General features: G+C 70.5%; 12 protein-coding genes and 1 tRNA gene. 6 read left to right on the top strand and 7 right to left on the bottom strand.

Features of this window, described 5'->3' with window-relative positions; genetic code table 11:
• Positions 1-50 precede the first annotated feature (50 nt).
• Positions 51-398 (bottom strand): hypothetical protein, encoded by a 348-nt coding sequence (locus ACTVZO_RS22915; protein ID WP_443300176.1) that lies wholly within the window; start codon positions 396-398, stop codon positions 51-53.
• Positions 399-509: 111 nt separating this feature from the next.
• Here ACTVZO_RS22915 and hrpA point away from each other — a divergent pair, with 111 nt between their 5' ends.
• The gene (hrpA, locus tag ACTVZO_RS22910) at positions 510-4,433 is read left to right on the top strand and encodes an ATP-dependent RNA helicase HrpA (RefSeq protein WP_443300175.1); all 3,924 of its coding nucleotides are present in this window, start codon (positions 510-512) and stop codon (positions 4,431-4,433) included.
• An 81-nt stretch (positions 4,434-4,514) separates the two neighbouring features.
• Positions 4,515-4,588 (top strand) — tRNA-Asp (locus tag ACTVZO_RS22905).
• A gap of 713 nt (positions 4,589-5,301) precedes the next feature.
• On the opposite strand, the gene bldC is transcribed toward ACTVZO_RS22905, so the two are convergent.
• Entirely contained in the window at positions 5,302-5,508 is a 207-nt protein-coding gene (gene bldC / locus ACTVZO_RS22900) for a developmental transcriptional regulator BldC (protein WP_003949541.1), read from the bottom strand.
• 567 nt (positions 5,509-6,075) lie between these two features.
• Positions 6,076-6,930, bottom strand: coding sequence for a hypothetical protein (locus ACTVZO_RS22895; protein ID WP_443300174.1), 855 nt, complete (start codon positions 6,928-6,930; stop codon positions 6,076-6,078).
• 170 nt (positions 6,931-7,100) lie between these two features.
• On the opposite strand from ACTVZO_RS22895, the gene ACTVZO_RS22890 reads away from it, so the two are divergent.
• A complete protein-coding gene (locus ACTVZO_RS22890; RefSeq protein WP_443300173.1) occupies positions 7,101-8,204 on the top strand; it encodes a Leu/Phe/Val dehydrogenase in 1,104 nt (367 codons plus the stop codon).
• 295 nt (positions 8,205-8,499) lie between these two features.
• A complete protein-coding gene (locus ACTVZO_RS22885) occupies positions 8,500-8,760 on the top strand; it encodes a DUF3073 domain-containing protein (protein WP_069921195.1) in 261 nt (86 codons plus the stop codon).
• An 84-nt stretch (positions 8,761-8,844) separates the two neighbouring features.
• On the opposite strand, the gene purM is transcribed toward ACTVZO_RS22885, so the two are convergent.
• The gene (gene purM / locus ACTVZO_RS22880; protein ID WP_443300172.1) at positions 8,845-9,915 is read right to left on the bottom strand and encodes a phosphoribosylformylglycinamidine cyclo-ligase; all 1,071 of its coding nucleotides are present in this window, start codon (positions 9,913-9,915) and stop codon (positions 8,845-8,847) included.
• 117 nt (positions 9,916-10,032) lie between these two features.
• Positions 10,033-11,550, bottom strand: a complete 1,518-nt coding sequence (gene purF, locus ACTVZO_RS22875; RefSeq protein WP_443300171.1) for an amidophosphoribosyltransferase — start codon at positions 11,548-11,550, stop codon at positions 10,033-10,035.
• Positions 11,551-11,592: 42 nt separating this feature from the next.
• Between purF and ACTVZO_RS22870 the strand changes: the two genes are divergently transcribed.
• Together ACTVZO_RS22870 and ACTVZO_RS22865 are read left to right on the top strand one after the other, a co-directional pair.
• Positions 11,593-11,793 (top strand): putative leader peptide, encoded by a 201-nt coding sequence (locus ACTVZO_RS22870; protein WP_443303244.1) that lies wholly within the window; start codon positions 11,593-11,595, stop codon positions 11,791-11,793.
• Positions 11,794-11,884: 91 nt separating this feature from the next.
• Positions 11,885-13,300, top strand: a complete 1,416-nt coding sequence (locus ACTVZO_RS22865) for a sulfatase-like hydrolase/transferase (protein WP_443300170.1) — start codon at positions 11,885-11,887, stop codon at positions 13,298-13,300.
• A gap of 30 nt (positions 13,301-13,330) precedes the next feature.
• On the opposite strand, the gene ACTVZO_RS22860 is transcribed toward ACTVZO_RS22865, so the two are convergent.
• The gene (locus tag ACTVZO_RS22860) at positions 13,331-14,125 is read right to left on the bottom strand and encodes an META domain-containing protein (RefSeq protein WP_443300169.1); all 795 of its coding nucleotides are present in this window, start codon (positions 14,123-14,125) and stop codon (positions 13,331-13,333) included.
• 48 nt (positions 14,126-14,173) lie between these two features.
• On the bottom strand, positions 14,174-14,965 hold the full coding sequence (locus tag ACTVZO_RS22855; protein ID WP_443300168.1) for a sterol carrier family protein: 792 nt from the start codon (positions 14,963-14,965) through the stop codon (positions 14,174-14,176).
• Between the last annotated feature and the right edge of the window lie 9 nt (positions 14,966-14,974).

Raw genomic sequence — 14,974 nt, 5'->3', positions numbered from 1 at the left:
TGCTCCAGGGCTGCGGGTGGTGGGGCGGACCGGTGGGGTGACCGGCCCTCCTAGACCCGCATCACGGACAGCTCCACAGGGCCGGGCGCCGGCTGGTCGGGCCCGCGGACGAGGATCCGTACGGGTATCGCCCGGCAGTCCCCGGCCTGGTCCGCCGAGAGCCGCCCGGCGGCCGGGGCCTGGCCGTGGGCCGGATCTCCGGCGCGCGGCGGAACGGCCGGCGGGCGGCCGTGGTCCCCGGGCCCGGGGGCGCAGGACGGGCCGCCGCTCTCGTGCACGGCGTGGACCGGGGCGGCCGGCGGCGCGGGCGCCTGCGCCGCGGCGGCCGGCAGCGCGCACCCCGCCAGCAGGGCCAGTACGGCGCCGAGCAGGCACCACACACGGCTGCGGCGGGACAAGGTGGGCTGCCTCTCACTCGTTCGGCCGGGGGACTCGTCCCGAAATGGTACGGGTCCGCCCCACAAATGCGTTCGCCACCCGGCGGCCCCGGGTGAGATCCTCGACCAGGTATGTCTACTTCCTTCGCCGCCCTGCAGACGCTTCTCGGTGAGATCTCCCTCCGCGACGCGCACCGCCTTGGCCGCCGCCTCGAGGGCGCCCGCCGAATCCGCAAGCCCGAGGCCAGGCAGGCCGTGCTCGACGAGATCGCCGCGGAGGCCTCGAAGGCCGCCGGGCGGCTGGCCGGCCGTGCCTCGCGGATGCCCGAGGTCACCTATCCCGAGAACCTGCCCGTCAGCCAGAAGAAGGACGAGATCGCCGAGGCGATACGCGACCACCAGGTCGTGATCGTCGCGGGCGAGACCGGCTCCGGCAAGACCACGCAGATCCCCAAGATCTGCATGGAGCTGGGCCGCGGGGTCCGGGGCATGATCGGGCACACCCAGCCCCGCCGGATCGCCGCCCGCACGGTCGCGGAACGCATCGCCGAGGAACTGAAGTCCGAGATCGGCCAGACGGTCGGCTGGAAGGTCCGCTTCACCGACCAGGTGGACCAGGACGCGACCTTCGTGAAGCTGATGACGGACGGCATCCTGCTCGCCGAGATCCAGACGGACCGCGAGCTGCGCGCGTACGACACGATCATCATCGACGAGGCGCACGAGCGGTCGCTCAACATCGACTTCCTGCTCGGCTACCTGGCCACGCTGCTGCCCAAGCGCCCCGACCTCAAGGTGATCATCACCTCCGCCACCATCGACCCGGAGCGGTTCTCCCGGCACTTCGGGGACGCGCCGATCGTCGAGGTCAGCGGTCGGACGTATCCGGTGGAGGTCCGCTACCGGCCGCTCCTGGAGGAGGACTCCGAGGAGAGCGACCGGGACCAGATCACCGCGATCTGCGAGGCCGTGGACGAGCTCCAGTCCGAGGGCGCCGGCGACATCCTGGTCTTCCTCTCCGGAGAGCGCGAGATCCGCGACACCGCCGACGCGCTGAACAAACGGAATCTGCGCTTCACCGAGGTGCTCCCCCTGTACGCGCGGCTCTCGCACGCCGAGCAGCACCGGGTCTTCCAGCAGCACACCGGCCGCCGGATCGTCCTCGCGACGAACGTCGCCGAGACCTCCCTCACCGTCCCGGGCATCAAGTACGTGATCGACCCCGGGACCGCCCGGATCTCCCGCTACAGCCACCGCACCAAGGTCCAGCGCCTGCCCATCGAGCGGATCTCGCAGGCCAGCGCCAACCAGCGCAAGGGCCGCTGCGGCCGCACCAGTGACGGCATCTGCATCCGGCTCTACTCCGAGGACGACTTCAACGGCCGCCCGGAGTTCACGGACGCGGAGATCCTGCGCACCAACCTGGCCTCCGTCATCCTCCAGATGACCGCCGCCGGGCTGGGCGAGATCGAGAAGTTCCCCTTCATCGACCCGCCGGACCACCGCAACATCCGCGACGGCGTGCAGCTGCTCCAGGAGCTCGGGGCGCTCGACCCGGCGGAGAAGGACCCGAAGAAGCGGCTCACGCAGATGGGGCGCCAGCTCTCCCAGCTGCCCGTGGACCCCCGGCTGGCCCGCATGGTCGTGGAGGCGGACAAGAACAACTGCGTCCGCGAGGTCATGGTCATCGCGGCGGCCCTTTCGATCCAGGATCCGCGCGAGCGGCCCTCGGACAAGCAGACCCAGGCCGACCAGAACCACGCCCGCTTCAAGGACGAGACCAGCGACTTCCTCTCGTTCCTCAACATGTGGCGCTACGTGCGCGAACAGCAGAAGGAGCGCGGCTCGTCCTCCTTCCGCCGGATGTGCAAGCAGGAGTACCTGAACTTCCTGCGGATCCGCGAGTGGCAGGACATCTACTCGCAGCTGCGCACGGTCGCCAAGACGATGGGGATCCACGTCAACGAGGCCGACGCGCCCGAGACGAGCATCCACATCTCGCTGCTGGCCGGCCTGCTCTCGCACATCGGGCTCAAGGACACCGACAAGAACGAGTACCTGGGGGCCCGGTCCGCCAAGTTCGCGATCTTCCCGGGCTCGGCGCTCTTCAAGAAGCAGCCGAAGTTCCTGATGTCGGCGGAGCTGGTGGAGACCTCGCGGCTGTGGGCCCGGGTCAACGCCAAGGTGGAGCCCGAGTGGGTCGAGCCCCTCGCCCAGCACCTGATCAAGCGCACCTACAGCGAGCCGCACTGGGAGAAGGACCAGGCCGCCGTGATGGCCTACGAGAAGGTCACGCTGTACGGCGTGCCGATCGTGGCCCAGCGAAAGATCAACTACGGCCGGATCGACCCCGCGGTCTCGCGCGAACTGTTCATCCGCAACGCCCTGGTCGAGGGCGACTGGCGCACGCACCACAAGTTCTACGCGGACAACCGCAAGCTCCTCACCGAGGTGGAGGAGCTGGAGAACCGCGCCCGGCGCCGCGACATCGTGGTGGACGACGAGACCCTCTTCGACTTCTACGACCAGAAGATCCCCGAGCACGTGGTCTCCGGGGCCCACTTCGACTCCTGGTGGAAGCACAAGAAGCGCGAGGAGCCCGAACTCCTCGACTTCGAGCGGGAGATGCTGCTGACCGAGAAGGCGGCCGGGGTCACCAAGGCCGACTACCCGGACTCCTGGCGGCAGGGGCAGCTGAAGTTCCGGGTGACCTACCAGTTCGAGCCGGGCGCGGACGCGGACGGCGTGACCGTGCACATCCCGCTCCAGGTGCTGAACCAGGTCACCGACGAGGGCTTCGACTGGCAGATCCCGGGCCTGCGGGAGGAGGTCGTCACCGAGCTGATCCGCTCGCTGCCGAAGCCGATCCGCCGGCACTACGTCCCGGCGCCGAACTTCGCCGGCCGCTTCCTGGACACGGCGGTGCCCCTCCAGGAGCCGCTGCCGGTCACCCTCGCCCGCGAACTCCAGCGGATGGTGGGCGTCCCGGTCTCGGCCGAGGACTTCGACCTGAGCCGGATCCCGGACCACCTGAAGATCACCTTCCGGATCGTCGACGAGCGCCGCAAGAACCTCGCCGAGGACAAGGACCTGGAGACCCTGCGGCTACGGCTGAAGCCGAAGGCCCGCCAGGCCCTCTCCAAGGCCGCCGCGGCCACCGCCGAGCGGGCGGGCGGGGAGTCCGTGGAGCGCACCGGGCTGACGGACTGGACCATCGGGACGCTGACCAAGGTCTTCGAGACCCGTCGGGCCGGCCAGCCGGTGAAGGCGTATCCGGCGCTGGTGGACCAGGGCTCGACCGTCTCCGTACGGCTCTTCGACACCGAGGCCGAGCAACAGCAGGCGATGTGGCTGGGCACCCGGCGGCTGATCCTGCTGAACATCCCCGTGAACCCGGCGAAGTTCGCCTCGGACCACCTGACCAACCAGCAGAAGCTGGCCCTGTCCAGGAACCCGCACGGCTCCATCCAGGTGCTGTTCGACGACTGCGCGACCGCCGCGACGGACCGGCTGATCGCCGCCCACGGCGGCCCCGCCTGGGACGAGGCGGGCTTCCGCAAGCTCTACGAGGCCGTCCGCGCCGACCTGGTGGACACGACGGTGCGCACCGTCGAGCAGGTGCAGCAGGTGCTGGCCGCCTGGCAGGCCTGCGAACGCCGCCTGAAGGCCACCGGCAGCCTCGCGCTCGTCGCCAACCTCCAGGACGTGAAGACGCAGCTGGCGGCCCTCATGCCGGCCGGCTTCGTGACGCTCACCGGGCTGCGCAGGCTGCCGGACCTGATGCGCTACCTGGTGGCGGTGGACCGGCGGCTCCAGCAGATGCCCACGGGCGTCCAGCGCGACACCACGCGCATGGAGAAGGTGCACGAGATGCAGGACGAGTACGCCTGGCTGCTGGAGCAGTTGCCCAAGGGCCGGCCCGTGCCCGCGGCGGTCACCGACATCCGCTGGATGATCGAGGAACTGCGCGTCAGCTACTTCGCGCACGCCCTCGGGACGGCCTACCCGATCTCCGACAAGCGGATCGTGAAGGCGGTGGACGCGGCGGCTCCGTGACCTGCCGCGTGATCCGGTTCGACTGCACCCCCTGAGCTGCGGTACAGTCTGATTCGCAGCCGCCGAGCGGCCGCAAATCAAGGACCTGTGGAGCAGTTGGTTAGCTCGCCACCCTGTCAAGGTGGAGGTCGCGGGTTCAAGTCCCGTCAGGTTCGCAGAAACGTCAGGGCCCGTATCCTCCAGGGGATACGGGCCCTGACGCGTTGGCGGGCGAATCCGCCTTGGGCGCCTGGGCCACCCGGCTGAGCCCCCTTGGTCACCTTCGGGCGCTGCTGGGACGCACGGGCACTTCCGGGGCTCCCGCGGCCCGCCGCGGGGCCGCCACGCGTCCGCTGACGCCCTTCGCGACCCTCCCGCGCCCGTTCCGGCCTCCAGGGCGGCCCTGACGGCCGCTACGCCCCGCCCAGGCCCAGCCTGCCCCGCCCGGGCCCACCCGGGCCCGGGGGGCCCGGTTCGCCGCGCTGCGGCCCTGCTCAGGCCCCGCTCAGGCCCCCTCACCGCCAGAATCCCCCGTTCGCGTGACGCGCTCCGTAGCCGGCGCCCCCCTACGGGGTGCATTCCCGTGAATACAAGAGTGATCATCTGTGACGGGAGTCACCGCATGAGTTTTTGAGATGTGTACTTTTATCGCACCCATACACGTGCTCGATTTAATATGTGCAATGGCACCCACCTCGCCGGCATCCGCACACCAGCCCGATACCGCCCCGACCAGGGCATAAAAAGATCGCGCTGGACCCGGCGGAGTCCAGCGCGATCGACGACTTATGAACCTGTTGGGGCAGGCTCAGCCGTATCAAGCCATGTGGGTTTCATCGGATTGGGGGACCCGATGGAAACCCGTTAAAGCAGGGGTGCTTGCGCGACCTCAGGCCTCGCTGCGCTGCTGCGGAATTCCCGCGAGCAGTGCGCGAACCTCGGCCTCGCGATAACGGCGGTGTCCACCCAGGGTGCGGATGGACGTGAGCTTGCCAGCCTTGGCCCAGCGGGTGACCGTCTTCGGGTCCACGCGAAACATCGTGGCAACCTCAGCCGGGGTCAGCAGCGGCTCGGCATCAGGGGTGCGAGCGGTCATGAGCGGCCTCCTCGGGAGAACCGAACCATCTCGGTTCTTTCCTCTAAATTCTGCACCTTGGCCCGCGTTGCCCGAAATGGACATACGCGGGCCGAGTCGGTTATAGGACGAACGGCTTGTCCTCGGCACTACAACTACACCATCCGTCCAGCCCCAAGGGCCAAACCGACGGAATTGCCCTCCGAGGTGTTCATCAGCGGCGGAAGCCGATGGACCGCCCCATAACGGACAGTCACCCCACTGTGACGATCAGTCACAGAGCGATCAGGAGTCGTCAGACCCCCCGTAGAGCGCAATGCCGAGCATTCCGCCCTTAGTTGGACGGAAGGAACCCTCCCCGGACTCCTTGTCCTATTTTGGCACGAGGGTAGGGGAAGGGCGCAAGGGTGTGGTTAGTGCGGTCCGTCACGCTTGGGCCAATGGCCCGTATCGGGACGTAGGTCCTGGTACAACGTCCCTAAAGCGATGATCAAGCCCCTGATCAGCCACTTATGGCCGAAAGACCGATACGCGGGGGTACGTACGGGTGCTATCGGAGCCGGATCCGGGCCCGGCCGGCCCCGGAAACTAATTCGCGAACAGTCTCTCCCGGACCGCCCTCCAGCGTTCCGCCAGCTCCTCGTAGACCTCGGCCGCCCCTTCCTCGTCACCCGCCCGCAAGGCCGCGATCCCCTCCGCGAGGTCACCCGCCGAGCGGTCCGCCGCCAGCCGGTCCGCCGGCAGCGCGTGCAGCAGCCCGCCGTAGTCCAGCTCGACCATCGACCGCGGGTGGAACTCCTCCAGCCAGCTCCCGACCTCCACCAGGCCGTCGGCGAGCATCCCGTACCCCTCCCCCGACCGCAGCGTCCGCAGGGCGCGCGCCAGCCGCCGCCGCGCCTGCACCATCGGCGTCCGGTAGCGCAGCCGCTCGCCCGGGACGTAGTCCCGCTCCTGATCCGCCACCAGCACGAACCAGCGCAGCGGGACCTGCCACACCCCCGTACGGATCCACGGGCGGGCGTCCGGGTTCCGCTCGCGCCAGCGCTCGTACTCCTCGGCCGCCCGCCGGCGCACCGGCGGCGGCAGCGCCGCGTCCAGCACCGGCAGCGGGAACCACTCGACCAGCTCCTCCAGCGCCAGCCAGCCGCGGAGCCGGGTGCGCCAGGGGCAGACCAGCAGCACCCCGTCGACCTCGGCGGTGAACGCGTCCGCGCTCTCGTGGGCCGGCACCCCCACCACGGGGACCCGCACCAAGTCGGAGAGCGACCGGCGCAGTTCGTCCTGGGCCGTCGGGGCCGTCCCGCGCCGGGCGTAGTCGGCCCAGTGCGCCCGCTCCGGCTCCGGAAAGGCCACCAGGGGCTCGTAGACCCGCAGGTAGGAGGCGTACGGGACGGCCGGCGCCGAGCGCGCGGAGGGCAGCAGGGGATCGGGAGATTCGCTCACGCTCTCGTACTCCCCTTTTTGCGGCTCCGCTACCTCCGGCACGCCAGTGACACGGGAGTGTTCCGATCCTCGGACAGGCGGCCCCGACGCCCCCCGCAGGTCTTACGCTGCTCCCAGCACGCCCTCCCCCACCCGCAGGGCGGGCGTCTTTTCCGCGCCGCATCTCTTCCATGGGAGTCACCACCGTGACCGAAATGACCGACGGCGTCCTGCACACCCTGTTCCGTACGGAGCAGGGCGGCCACGAGCAAGTCGTGCTGTGCCAGGACCGAGCCACCGGCCTGAAGGCCGTCATCGCGATCCACTCCACCGCACTGGGCCCGGCCCTCGGTGGCACGCGCTTCCACGCGTACGCCTCGGACGAGGAGGCCGTCCTCGACGCGCTGAACCTCTCGCGCGGCATGTCGTACAAGAACGCCCTCGCCGGTCTCGACCTCGGCGGCGGCAAGGCCGTGATCATCGGTGACCCCGACGTCCTCAAGAGCGAGGAACTGCTGCTGGCCTACGGCCGGTTCGTGGAGTCCCTCGGCGGCCGCTACGTCACCGCGTGCGACGTCGGCACGTACGTCGCGGACATGGACGTCGTGGCCCGCGAGACCCGCTGGGCGACCGGCCGCTCCCCCGAGAACGGCGGCGCGGGCGACTCCTCGGTGCTCACCGCGTTCGGTGTCTTCCAGGGCATGCGCGCCAGCGCCCAGCACCTGTGGGGCGACCCGACCCTGCGCGGCCGCAAGGTCGGCGTGGCCGGCGTCGGCAAGGTCGGCCACTACCTGGTCGAGCACCTGCTGCAGGACGGCGCCGAGGTCGTGATCACGGACGTGCGCGAGGAGTCGGTGCGCCGGATCCTCGACAAGCACCCGGGCAAGGTCACCGCGGTCGCCGACACGGACGCGCTGATCCGCGTCGAGGGCCTGGACATCTACGCCCCCTGCGCGCTCGGCGGCGCGCTGGACGACGAGACCGTGCCGGCCCTCACCGCCGGGATCGTCTGCGGCGCGGCCAACAACCAGCTCGCCCACCCCGGCATCGAGAAGGACCTGCAGGACCGCGGGATCCTCTACGCCCCGGACTACGTGGTCAACGCGGGCGGCGTGATCCAGGTCGCCGACGAGCTGGTCGGCTTCGACTTCGACCGCTGCAAGGCCAAGGCCGCGAAGATCTTCGACACCACCCTGGAGATCTTTGCTCGCGCGAAGGCGGATGGCATCCCGCCGGCCGCCGCGGCCGACCGGATCGCCGAGCAGCGGATGGCGGACGCCCGCTCCGCGCGCTAGCCGCCGGCCCCTCTCGGGGCATCCGGACGCGCCCGCCGGGGTGCGGGGAGACGGAACTCACTGCACTTCGGCGGGTCGCGGGCCAGGAAAGCGTTAAAATCGCGGTGACCAGCGAGGACGGGGCGCCTCGTTGGTACTGCACCGGGGCGCGTCATGCGGGCGGCGTACCGTATGGCCGCGGAAGCAGGTACCGTTAAACCCCTACGGACGGTCTCTCCACGGAGAGCCCGCTCCGAACCATGAACGCGTGTCAGACTCTGGGGCCGTCGAGCCCCGTCACCGAGGGGGTCGAGCCATGGGGCGCGGCCGGGCCAAGGCCAAGCAGACAAAGGTCGCCCGCCAGCTGAAGTACAACAGCGGCGGGACTGACCTCTCGCGTCTGGCCAATGAGCTGGGCGCATCGCCGACAGAGCCGCTGCAGATCAGCGAGCCGGTCGAAGTCGATGACGATCTGGACGACGACGACCCGTACGCCAAGTACGCGGATCTCTACAACAGCGATGACGACGACGAGGACGAAGAGTCCGGTCCGTCGGCACAGCGTCGCGGCGCTTGACGCTTTCTCGAGAGCGTCTGCACAACAGGGTCAAAGACTGAAACCCGGTCCAGGGCATCGCCCCGGGCCGGGTTTCAGTGCTGCTCAGCTCGCGTAGGACCCGGTCAGGGTCGAGCCCTCGGTGTGCTCGCCGCGCTCGACGATCTCACCGGCGACCCAGGAGTCGACGCCCCGGTCGGCCAGCGCGGTCAGGGCCACGTCCACCGACTCGGCGGGCACGACCGCCATCATGCCGACGCCCATGTTCAGCGTCTTCTCCAGCTCCAGCTGCTCGACCTGCCCGGCCTTGCCGACCAGGTCGAAGATCGCGCCCGGGGCCCAGGTCGAACGGTCGACCGTGGCGTGCAGGTGGTCCGGGATGACCCGGGCCAGGTTCGCGGCCAGGCCGCCGCCGGTGATGTGCGAGAAGGCGTGCACCTCGGCCGTCCGGGTGAGGGCCAGGCAGTCCAGCGAGTAGATCTTGGTGGGTTCCAGGAGCTCCTCGCCGAGCGTGCGGCCGAGCTCCTCGATCTCCTGCTCCAGGGACATCCCGGCCCGGTCGAAGAGGACGTGCCGGACCAGCGAGTACCCGTTCGAGTGAAGGCCGGACGAAGCCATCGCGATGACGGCGTCACCCGTACGGATGCGATCTTGGCCGAGCAGCCGGTCGTACTCGACGACACCCGTGCCGGCGCCCGCCACGTCGAAGTCGTCCGGGCCCAGCAGGCCCGGGTGTTCGGCGGTCTCGCCGCCGACCAGGGCGCAGCCGGCGAGGACACAGCCCTCGGCGATGCCCTTGACGATGGCCGCGACACGCTCGGGGTGCACCTTGCCGACACAGATGTAGTCGGTCATGAAGAGCGGCTCGGCGCCGCAGACGACGATGTCGTCCATGACCATCGCGACCAGGTCGTGGCCGATGGTGTCGTACACACCGAGCTGACGGGCGATGTCGACCTTGGTGCCGACGCCGTCGGTGGCGGAGGCGAGCAGCGGACGCTCGTAGCGCTTGAGGGCGGAGGCGTCGAAGAGGCCGGCGAAGCCGCCGAGGCCGCCGAGGACCTCGGGGCGCTGCGTCTTCTTCACCCACTCCTTCATCAGCTCGACGGCGCGGTCTCCCGCTTCGATGTCCACGCCTGCGGCTGCGTAGCTGGCACCGGTGGTCTTCTCTGTCATGACAGGAGAGAGCTTTCGTGTCGTTACTGCGTGTGGTGCCGGGCCCTGGGAGAAGCCTCAAAGACAGGACCCGGCGCAGGTTGAGCCTGGGGTCCCCCGGACGGGGTCCGGGGGACGCTACGGGCGACGGAGCGCGTCGGCGGCGTCCGTGCCGCCCGCGAGCTCGGTCTCCAGGAGCTGCTTGCCCAGGAGCTGCGGGTCGGGCAGCTCCATCGGGTACTCGCCGTCGAAGCAGGCACGGCAGAGGTTGGGCTTCTGGATGGTCGTCGCCTCGATCATCGCGTCGAGCGAGATGTACGAGAGCGAGTCCGCGCCCAGCGACGTGGCGATCTCCTCGACCGTCATGCCGTTGGCGATCAGCTCGGCCCGGGTGGCGAAGTCGATGCCGAAGAAGCACGGCCACTTCACCGGCGGCGAGGAGATCCGGATGTGGACCTCCGCCGCGCCGGCCTCGCGGAGCATCTTGACCAGGGCGCGCTGGGTGTTGCCGCGGACGATCGAGTCGTCGACGACCACCAGGCGCTTGCCCCGGATGACTTCCTTGAGGGGGTTGAGCTTCAGGCGGATGCCGAGCTGGCGGATCGTCTGCGAGGGCTGGATGAAGGTCCGGCCGACGTAGGCGTTCTTGACCAGGCCGGAGCCGTACGGAATGCCGCTGGCCTCCGCGTACCCGACGGCGGCGGGCGTGCCCGACTCCGGGGTCGCTATGACCAGGTCGGCGTCGACCGGGGCTTCCTTGGCCAGGCGCCGGCCCATCTCGACACGCGAGAGGTAGACGTTCCGGCCCGCGATATCGGTGTCCGGGCGCGCCAGGTAGACGTACTCGAAGACACAGCCCTTGGGCTTCGCTTCCGCGAATCGGGAGGTGCGCAGACCGTTCTCGTCGATCGCGATGAGCTCGCCCGGCTCGACCTCGCGGACGAAGCTGGCGCCGCAGATGTCGAGGGCGGCGGTCTCGCTCGCGACCACCCAGCCGCGCTCCAGGCGGCCGAGGACCAGCGGGCGGATGCCCTGCGGGTCACGGGCGGTGTAGAGGGTTCCCTCGTCCATGAAGACGAGGGAGAAGGCGCCCTTGACCTTCGGGAGGACCTTGGTGGCCGACTCCTCGATCGTCAGGGGCTTGCCGTCCTCGTCGGTCTGCCCCGCGAGCAGGGCGGTGACCAGGTCGGTGTCGTTGGTGGCCGCCACCTGGGTGGCGCGGCCGTCCTGACGGGGGAGGTCGGCGACCATCTCGGCGAGCTCGGCGGTGTTCACCAGGTTGCCGTTGTGACCCAGGGCAATGGAGCCGTGGGCGGTCGCGCGGAAGGTGGGCTGCGCGTTCTCCCAGACGGAGGCTCCGGTGGTCGAGTAGCGGGCGTGACCGACCGCGATATGACCTTGGAGCGAGCCGAGAGAGGTTTCGTCGAAGACCTGGGAAACGAGGCCCATGTCCTTGAAGACGAGGATCTGGGAACCGTTGCTCACAGCGATTCCCGCGGACTCTTGTCCGCGGTGCTGCAGTGCATACAGTCCGAAGTAGGTGAGCTTGGCGACCTCTTCGCCCGGAGCCCAGACACCGAAGACGCCGCAAGCGTCCTGGGGGCCCTTTTCTCCGGGGAGCAGGTCGTGGTTGAGTCGTCCATCACCACGAGGCACACCCTGAGTGTAGGCGAGGTCGACCACTGGTCCGAATTCGGGATGCCCGGGAAATGTCACAGCACAGAGGGTGACGGGGCTGCTGCGTCTCGGTATCCGGATTCCTTTGTTGACAGCTGTATGGACATTCGTACAGGCTCTCGGCCCATGCAGCCTCTCGGTGACCGCACCGTCACCCTCGTCGAGCGCCGGCACGTGGACCTGGTCCGTGTCGCGAGCGCCATCTGTCGCTGTTCTGCGTAGTCACACGCCGCAATTCCTTTCCCTTTTTTTCGCCCGCCTCGCCCCGGTATGCCCTGCGCTGCCGGGCGCCGGGCCGTGCCTTGGAGTACCTGTGACCTCGTACGAACCCCAGCTGTCCCGGCGTGCCTTCGGCGGAGCGGTCGGCGTGACCGCCGCCGCGGCGGCGGTGGGACTGGGCGCCGCCGCCCCTGCCCAGGCCGTCGAAGGCGCGCACGAACGGGAGTTCCGCGCCGCGCGCGGGCGGCGGTCCCGGCGGCCCAACATCCTGTTCGTCCTGGGCGACGACCTGGGCTGGGCGGACCTGTCCTCGTACGGATCCCCGCACATCAAGACCCCGAACCTGGACCGGCTGGCCCGCCAGGGCGTCCGGTTCACCGACGCGTACGCGGGCTCCGCGACCTGCTCGCCGACCCGGTTCAGCCTGTACACCGGCCGCTACCCGGCCCGTACCGAGGGCGGGCTGGCCGAGCCGATCGCCGACAAGTCGGTGGGCCTGGAGCCCACCCATCCGACGCTGGCCTCGCTGCTACGGGACTCCGGCTACTCCACCGCGCTGATCGGCAAGTGGCACGCGGGCTACCTGCCGGACTACGGTCCGACGAAGTCCGGCTGGCAGGAGTTCTTCGGCAACTTCGGCGGGGCGCTGGAGTATTACTCCAAGCTCGGCCTGGGCGGCGAGTACGACCTCTACGAGGGCGACGCCACCTACCGGGACCTGCGCTACTACACCCGGATCATCACCGAGCGGGCCGTCGAGTACGTCTCCCGGGACCACCACGGCCGGCCGTGGCTGCTGAACCTGAACTTCACCACCCCGCACTGGCCGTGGATCGCCGAGGGGGACACGGAGGAGAGCGCCGGGATCGTCCGCCGGATCAAGGCCGGCGACGGCCGCGCGCTGTGGCACCAGGACGGCGGCTCGCTCGACAAGTACCGGCAGATGGTCGAGGACCTGGACCGGTCGGTCGGCGAGGTGCTGAAGGCGCTGAAGCGCTCCGGCCAGGAGGACGACACCCTGGTGGTGTTCTCCAGTGACAACGGCGGCGAGCGCTTCTCGTACAACTGGCCGCTGTCGGGCAACAAGGCCTCCCTCCAGGAGGGCGGGATCCGGGTGCCGAACATCGTGCGCTGGCCCGCGCGCCTGGACGGCGGGCAGGTCAGCCGCGTCCCGGTGTTCAGCCCGGACTGGACGGCGACGCTGCTGGAGGTGGCCGGGACGCGGCCGCACCCGGCGTACCCGCTGGACGGGGTGAGCCTGGCCGGGTACCTGCTGCGCGGCGAGAGGCCCGCCGAGCGGGACCTGTTCTGGCGGGTCCGCGGGGAGCGGGCGCTGCGCCGCGGCCCCTGGAAGTACTACCGCGGCAAGGCGGGCAGGGACCAGCTGTTCGACCTGGCGGGCGACGTCCGCGAGCAGGCGGACAAGGCCGCGGTGGAGCCGGCCCGGCTGGCGGAGCTGCGCTCGGCCTGGGAGGCCGTGGACGCGGGGCTGCTGCCCTACCCGGCCTGACCGCGCCACGGCCGGCGCACGGCCCGCGGGTCATTCGACCGCCGTGGCGCCCTTGGCGGTGAGGCCCTTGCCGTCGGGGGCGGTCAGGGTGAGGCTCTGGCCGTGGATCTTCCAGGTGAGCGGGCCGCCGGAGAACAGCGCGGTCAGGGTCCTCTCCAGCTCGCCGGCCGGGCCCTCGCAGGCCATCCGGGTCGCGGTGAGCGGCCCGAAGGTGACCGAGGAGCCGTCGACGGTGGCCTTGGCGCTGAACCGGTTGCAGCCGAGGCTGCCGCTCGCCGCGCCGTCGGGGGTCAGGGTGAACCGGGCCTTGCCGGCCGCCTCGGCGGGGACGGCGGACGCGGTCTCCCCGTCGACCAGCCCGTCGACGTCCCACTGGGTCGTGGCGAGCGGGGCGTCCGGGGCCGGGGGCTGGGAGGTCAGGGCGATCGTGCTTCCGTCTGCGGTCTTCAGGGTGAGTCGGTCAGGGCCCCGGTCGATGGTGAGGCGGCCCTTGAAGAGCTGGACGAAGGCGTTCTCGAACTCCTGGTCCTCGCAGGCCATGGTGGTGGTCACGCCGGGGGACACGGTCACGGCGGAGGTGCCTTCGAAGACGGCCTTCGCCAGGAGGCCGTTGCAGCCGTAGCTGCCCCTGGCCTCGTCCGCCTTGAACTCGACGCGGGCTGCCGCGGGGCCGTGCAGGGTGCGGCCGCCGGTCGTGAGGGACTCGACCGCCCAGGAGCCCTGGGGGTCGGGGAGGGGCCTGCTCGCGCCGTCCCCGGACTGCGCGCACGCGGAGAGCGCGAGGACGAGGGCCAGGCCGGTCGGAAGGTGCCTGAGGGTACGCATGACGATGGGACGGAGCAGGCGCCCGGGCGGTTCCGCCCGGCGCGCGGCTCAGCGCATCAGGGGGAGCAGCGCGGACAGGTCGGCCCGCTCGCCACTGGCTCTGACCTGCGCCTCGTCGAGGGCCGCGGCCCAGTCGGTACGGCCCGTCGCGAGCCGGATCCAGGTCAGCGGGTCGGTCTCCACCACGTTGGGCGGGGTGCCGCGGGTGTGGCGGGGGCCCTCGATGCACTGGACCACCGCGTAGGGCGGGATCCGCACCTCGACCGAACCTCCCGGTGCCTTGAGGGCGAGGGCGTCGGCGAGCAGCCGGGTGCAGGCGGCCAGGGCCTGGCGCTCGATGGGGATGTCCGATCCGGCGGCCCGGTTCAGGTCGTCGGTGTGGACCACCAGTTCCACGGTCCGGGTGACCAGGAAGTCGGCGAGGGTCATGTCCCCGATCCACAGGTTCAGTACGCGGGCGCCGGTGTTGGCCTCCAGTGCCGCGGCCAGGCCGGCGGCCGCCCGGTCGAAGAGCTCGGGGAGCGGGGCTCCGGCGAGGGTCTCGCGGGCGGCCTCGGAGATCTTCCCGGCGAGGGAGGCGGTGGCGAAGGGCCACTCGGCGGCGGTCAGCTCGGGGACGGCGGCGGGCGGCCGCGCGAGGCCGACGGCGAGCGAGTCCGCGATCCACGCGATGTGCGCGGCGAGGTCGGCGACGGTCCACTCGCCGAGCCCGCTGGGCCGCGCGAGCTGCTCCTCCCCCAACTCCCCCACTACCCGGGCGACATGCCCGAACTGTGCGGTGACCGCCGTACGGATCTTGACGGGGTCGTAGGCGCGCGGCTTCTTCCTGGCGGGCGGCATGCCCCGACC

The organism is Streptomyces sp. IBSNAI002 (assembly GCF_052244475.1).
Classification (GTDB): Bacteria; Actinomycetota; Actinomycetes; order Streptomycetales; family Streptomycetaceae; genus Streptomyces.
The sequence above is the reverse complement of the archived record's forward strand: the minus strand, read 5'-3'. Positions and strand labels throughout refer to the sequence as shown.

Coding starts and splice junctions, on each gene's coding strand:
- ACTVZO_RS22870 (WP_443303244.1), top strand. CDS start 11,593: ATGCCCGGGAAATGTCACAGCACAGAGGGTGACGGGGCTGCTGCGTCT.
- purM (WP_443300172.1), bottom strand. CDS start 9,915: ATGACAGAGAAGACCACCGGTGCCAGCTACGCAGCCGCAGGCGTGGAC.
- bldC (WP_003949541.1), bottom strand. CDS start 5,508: ATGACCGCTCGCACCCCTGATGCCGAGCCGCTGCTGACCCCGGCTGAG.
- ACTVZO_RS22885 (WP_069921195.1), top strand. CDS start 8,500: ATGGGGCGCGGCCGGGCCAAGGCCAAGCAGACAAAGGTCGCCCGCCAG.
- ACTVZO_RS22855 (WP_443300168.1), bottom strand. CDS start 14,965: ATGCCGCCCGCCAGGAAGAAGCCGCGCGCCTACGACCCCGTCAAGATC.
- hrpA (WP_443300175.1), top strand. CDS start 510: ATGTCTACTTCCTTCGCCGCCCTGCAGACGCTTCTCGGTGAGATCTCC.
- ACTVZO_RS22890 (WP_443300173.1), top strand. CDS start 7,101: ATGGGAGTCACCACCGTGACCGAAATGACCGACGGCGTCCTGCACACC.
- ACTVZO_RS22860 (WP_443300169.1), bottom strand. CDS start 14,125: ATGCGTACCCTCAGGCACCTTCCGACCGGCCTGGCCCTCGTCCTCGCG.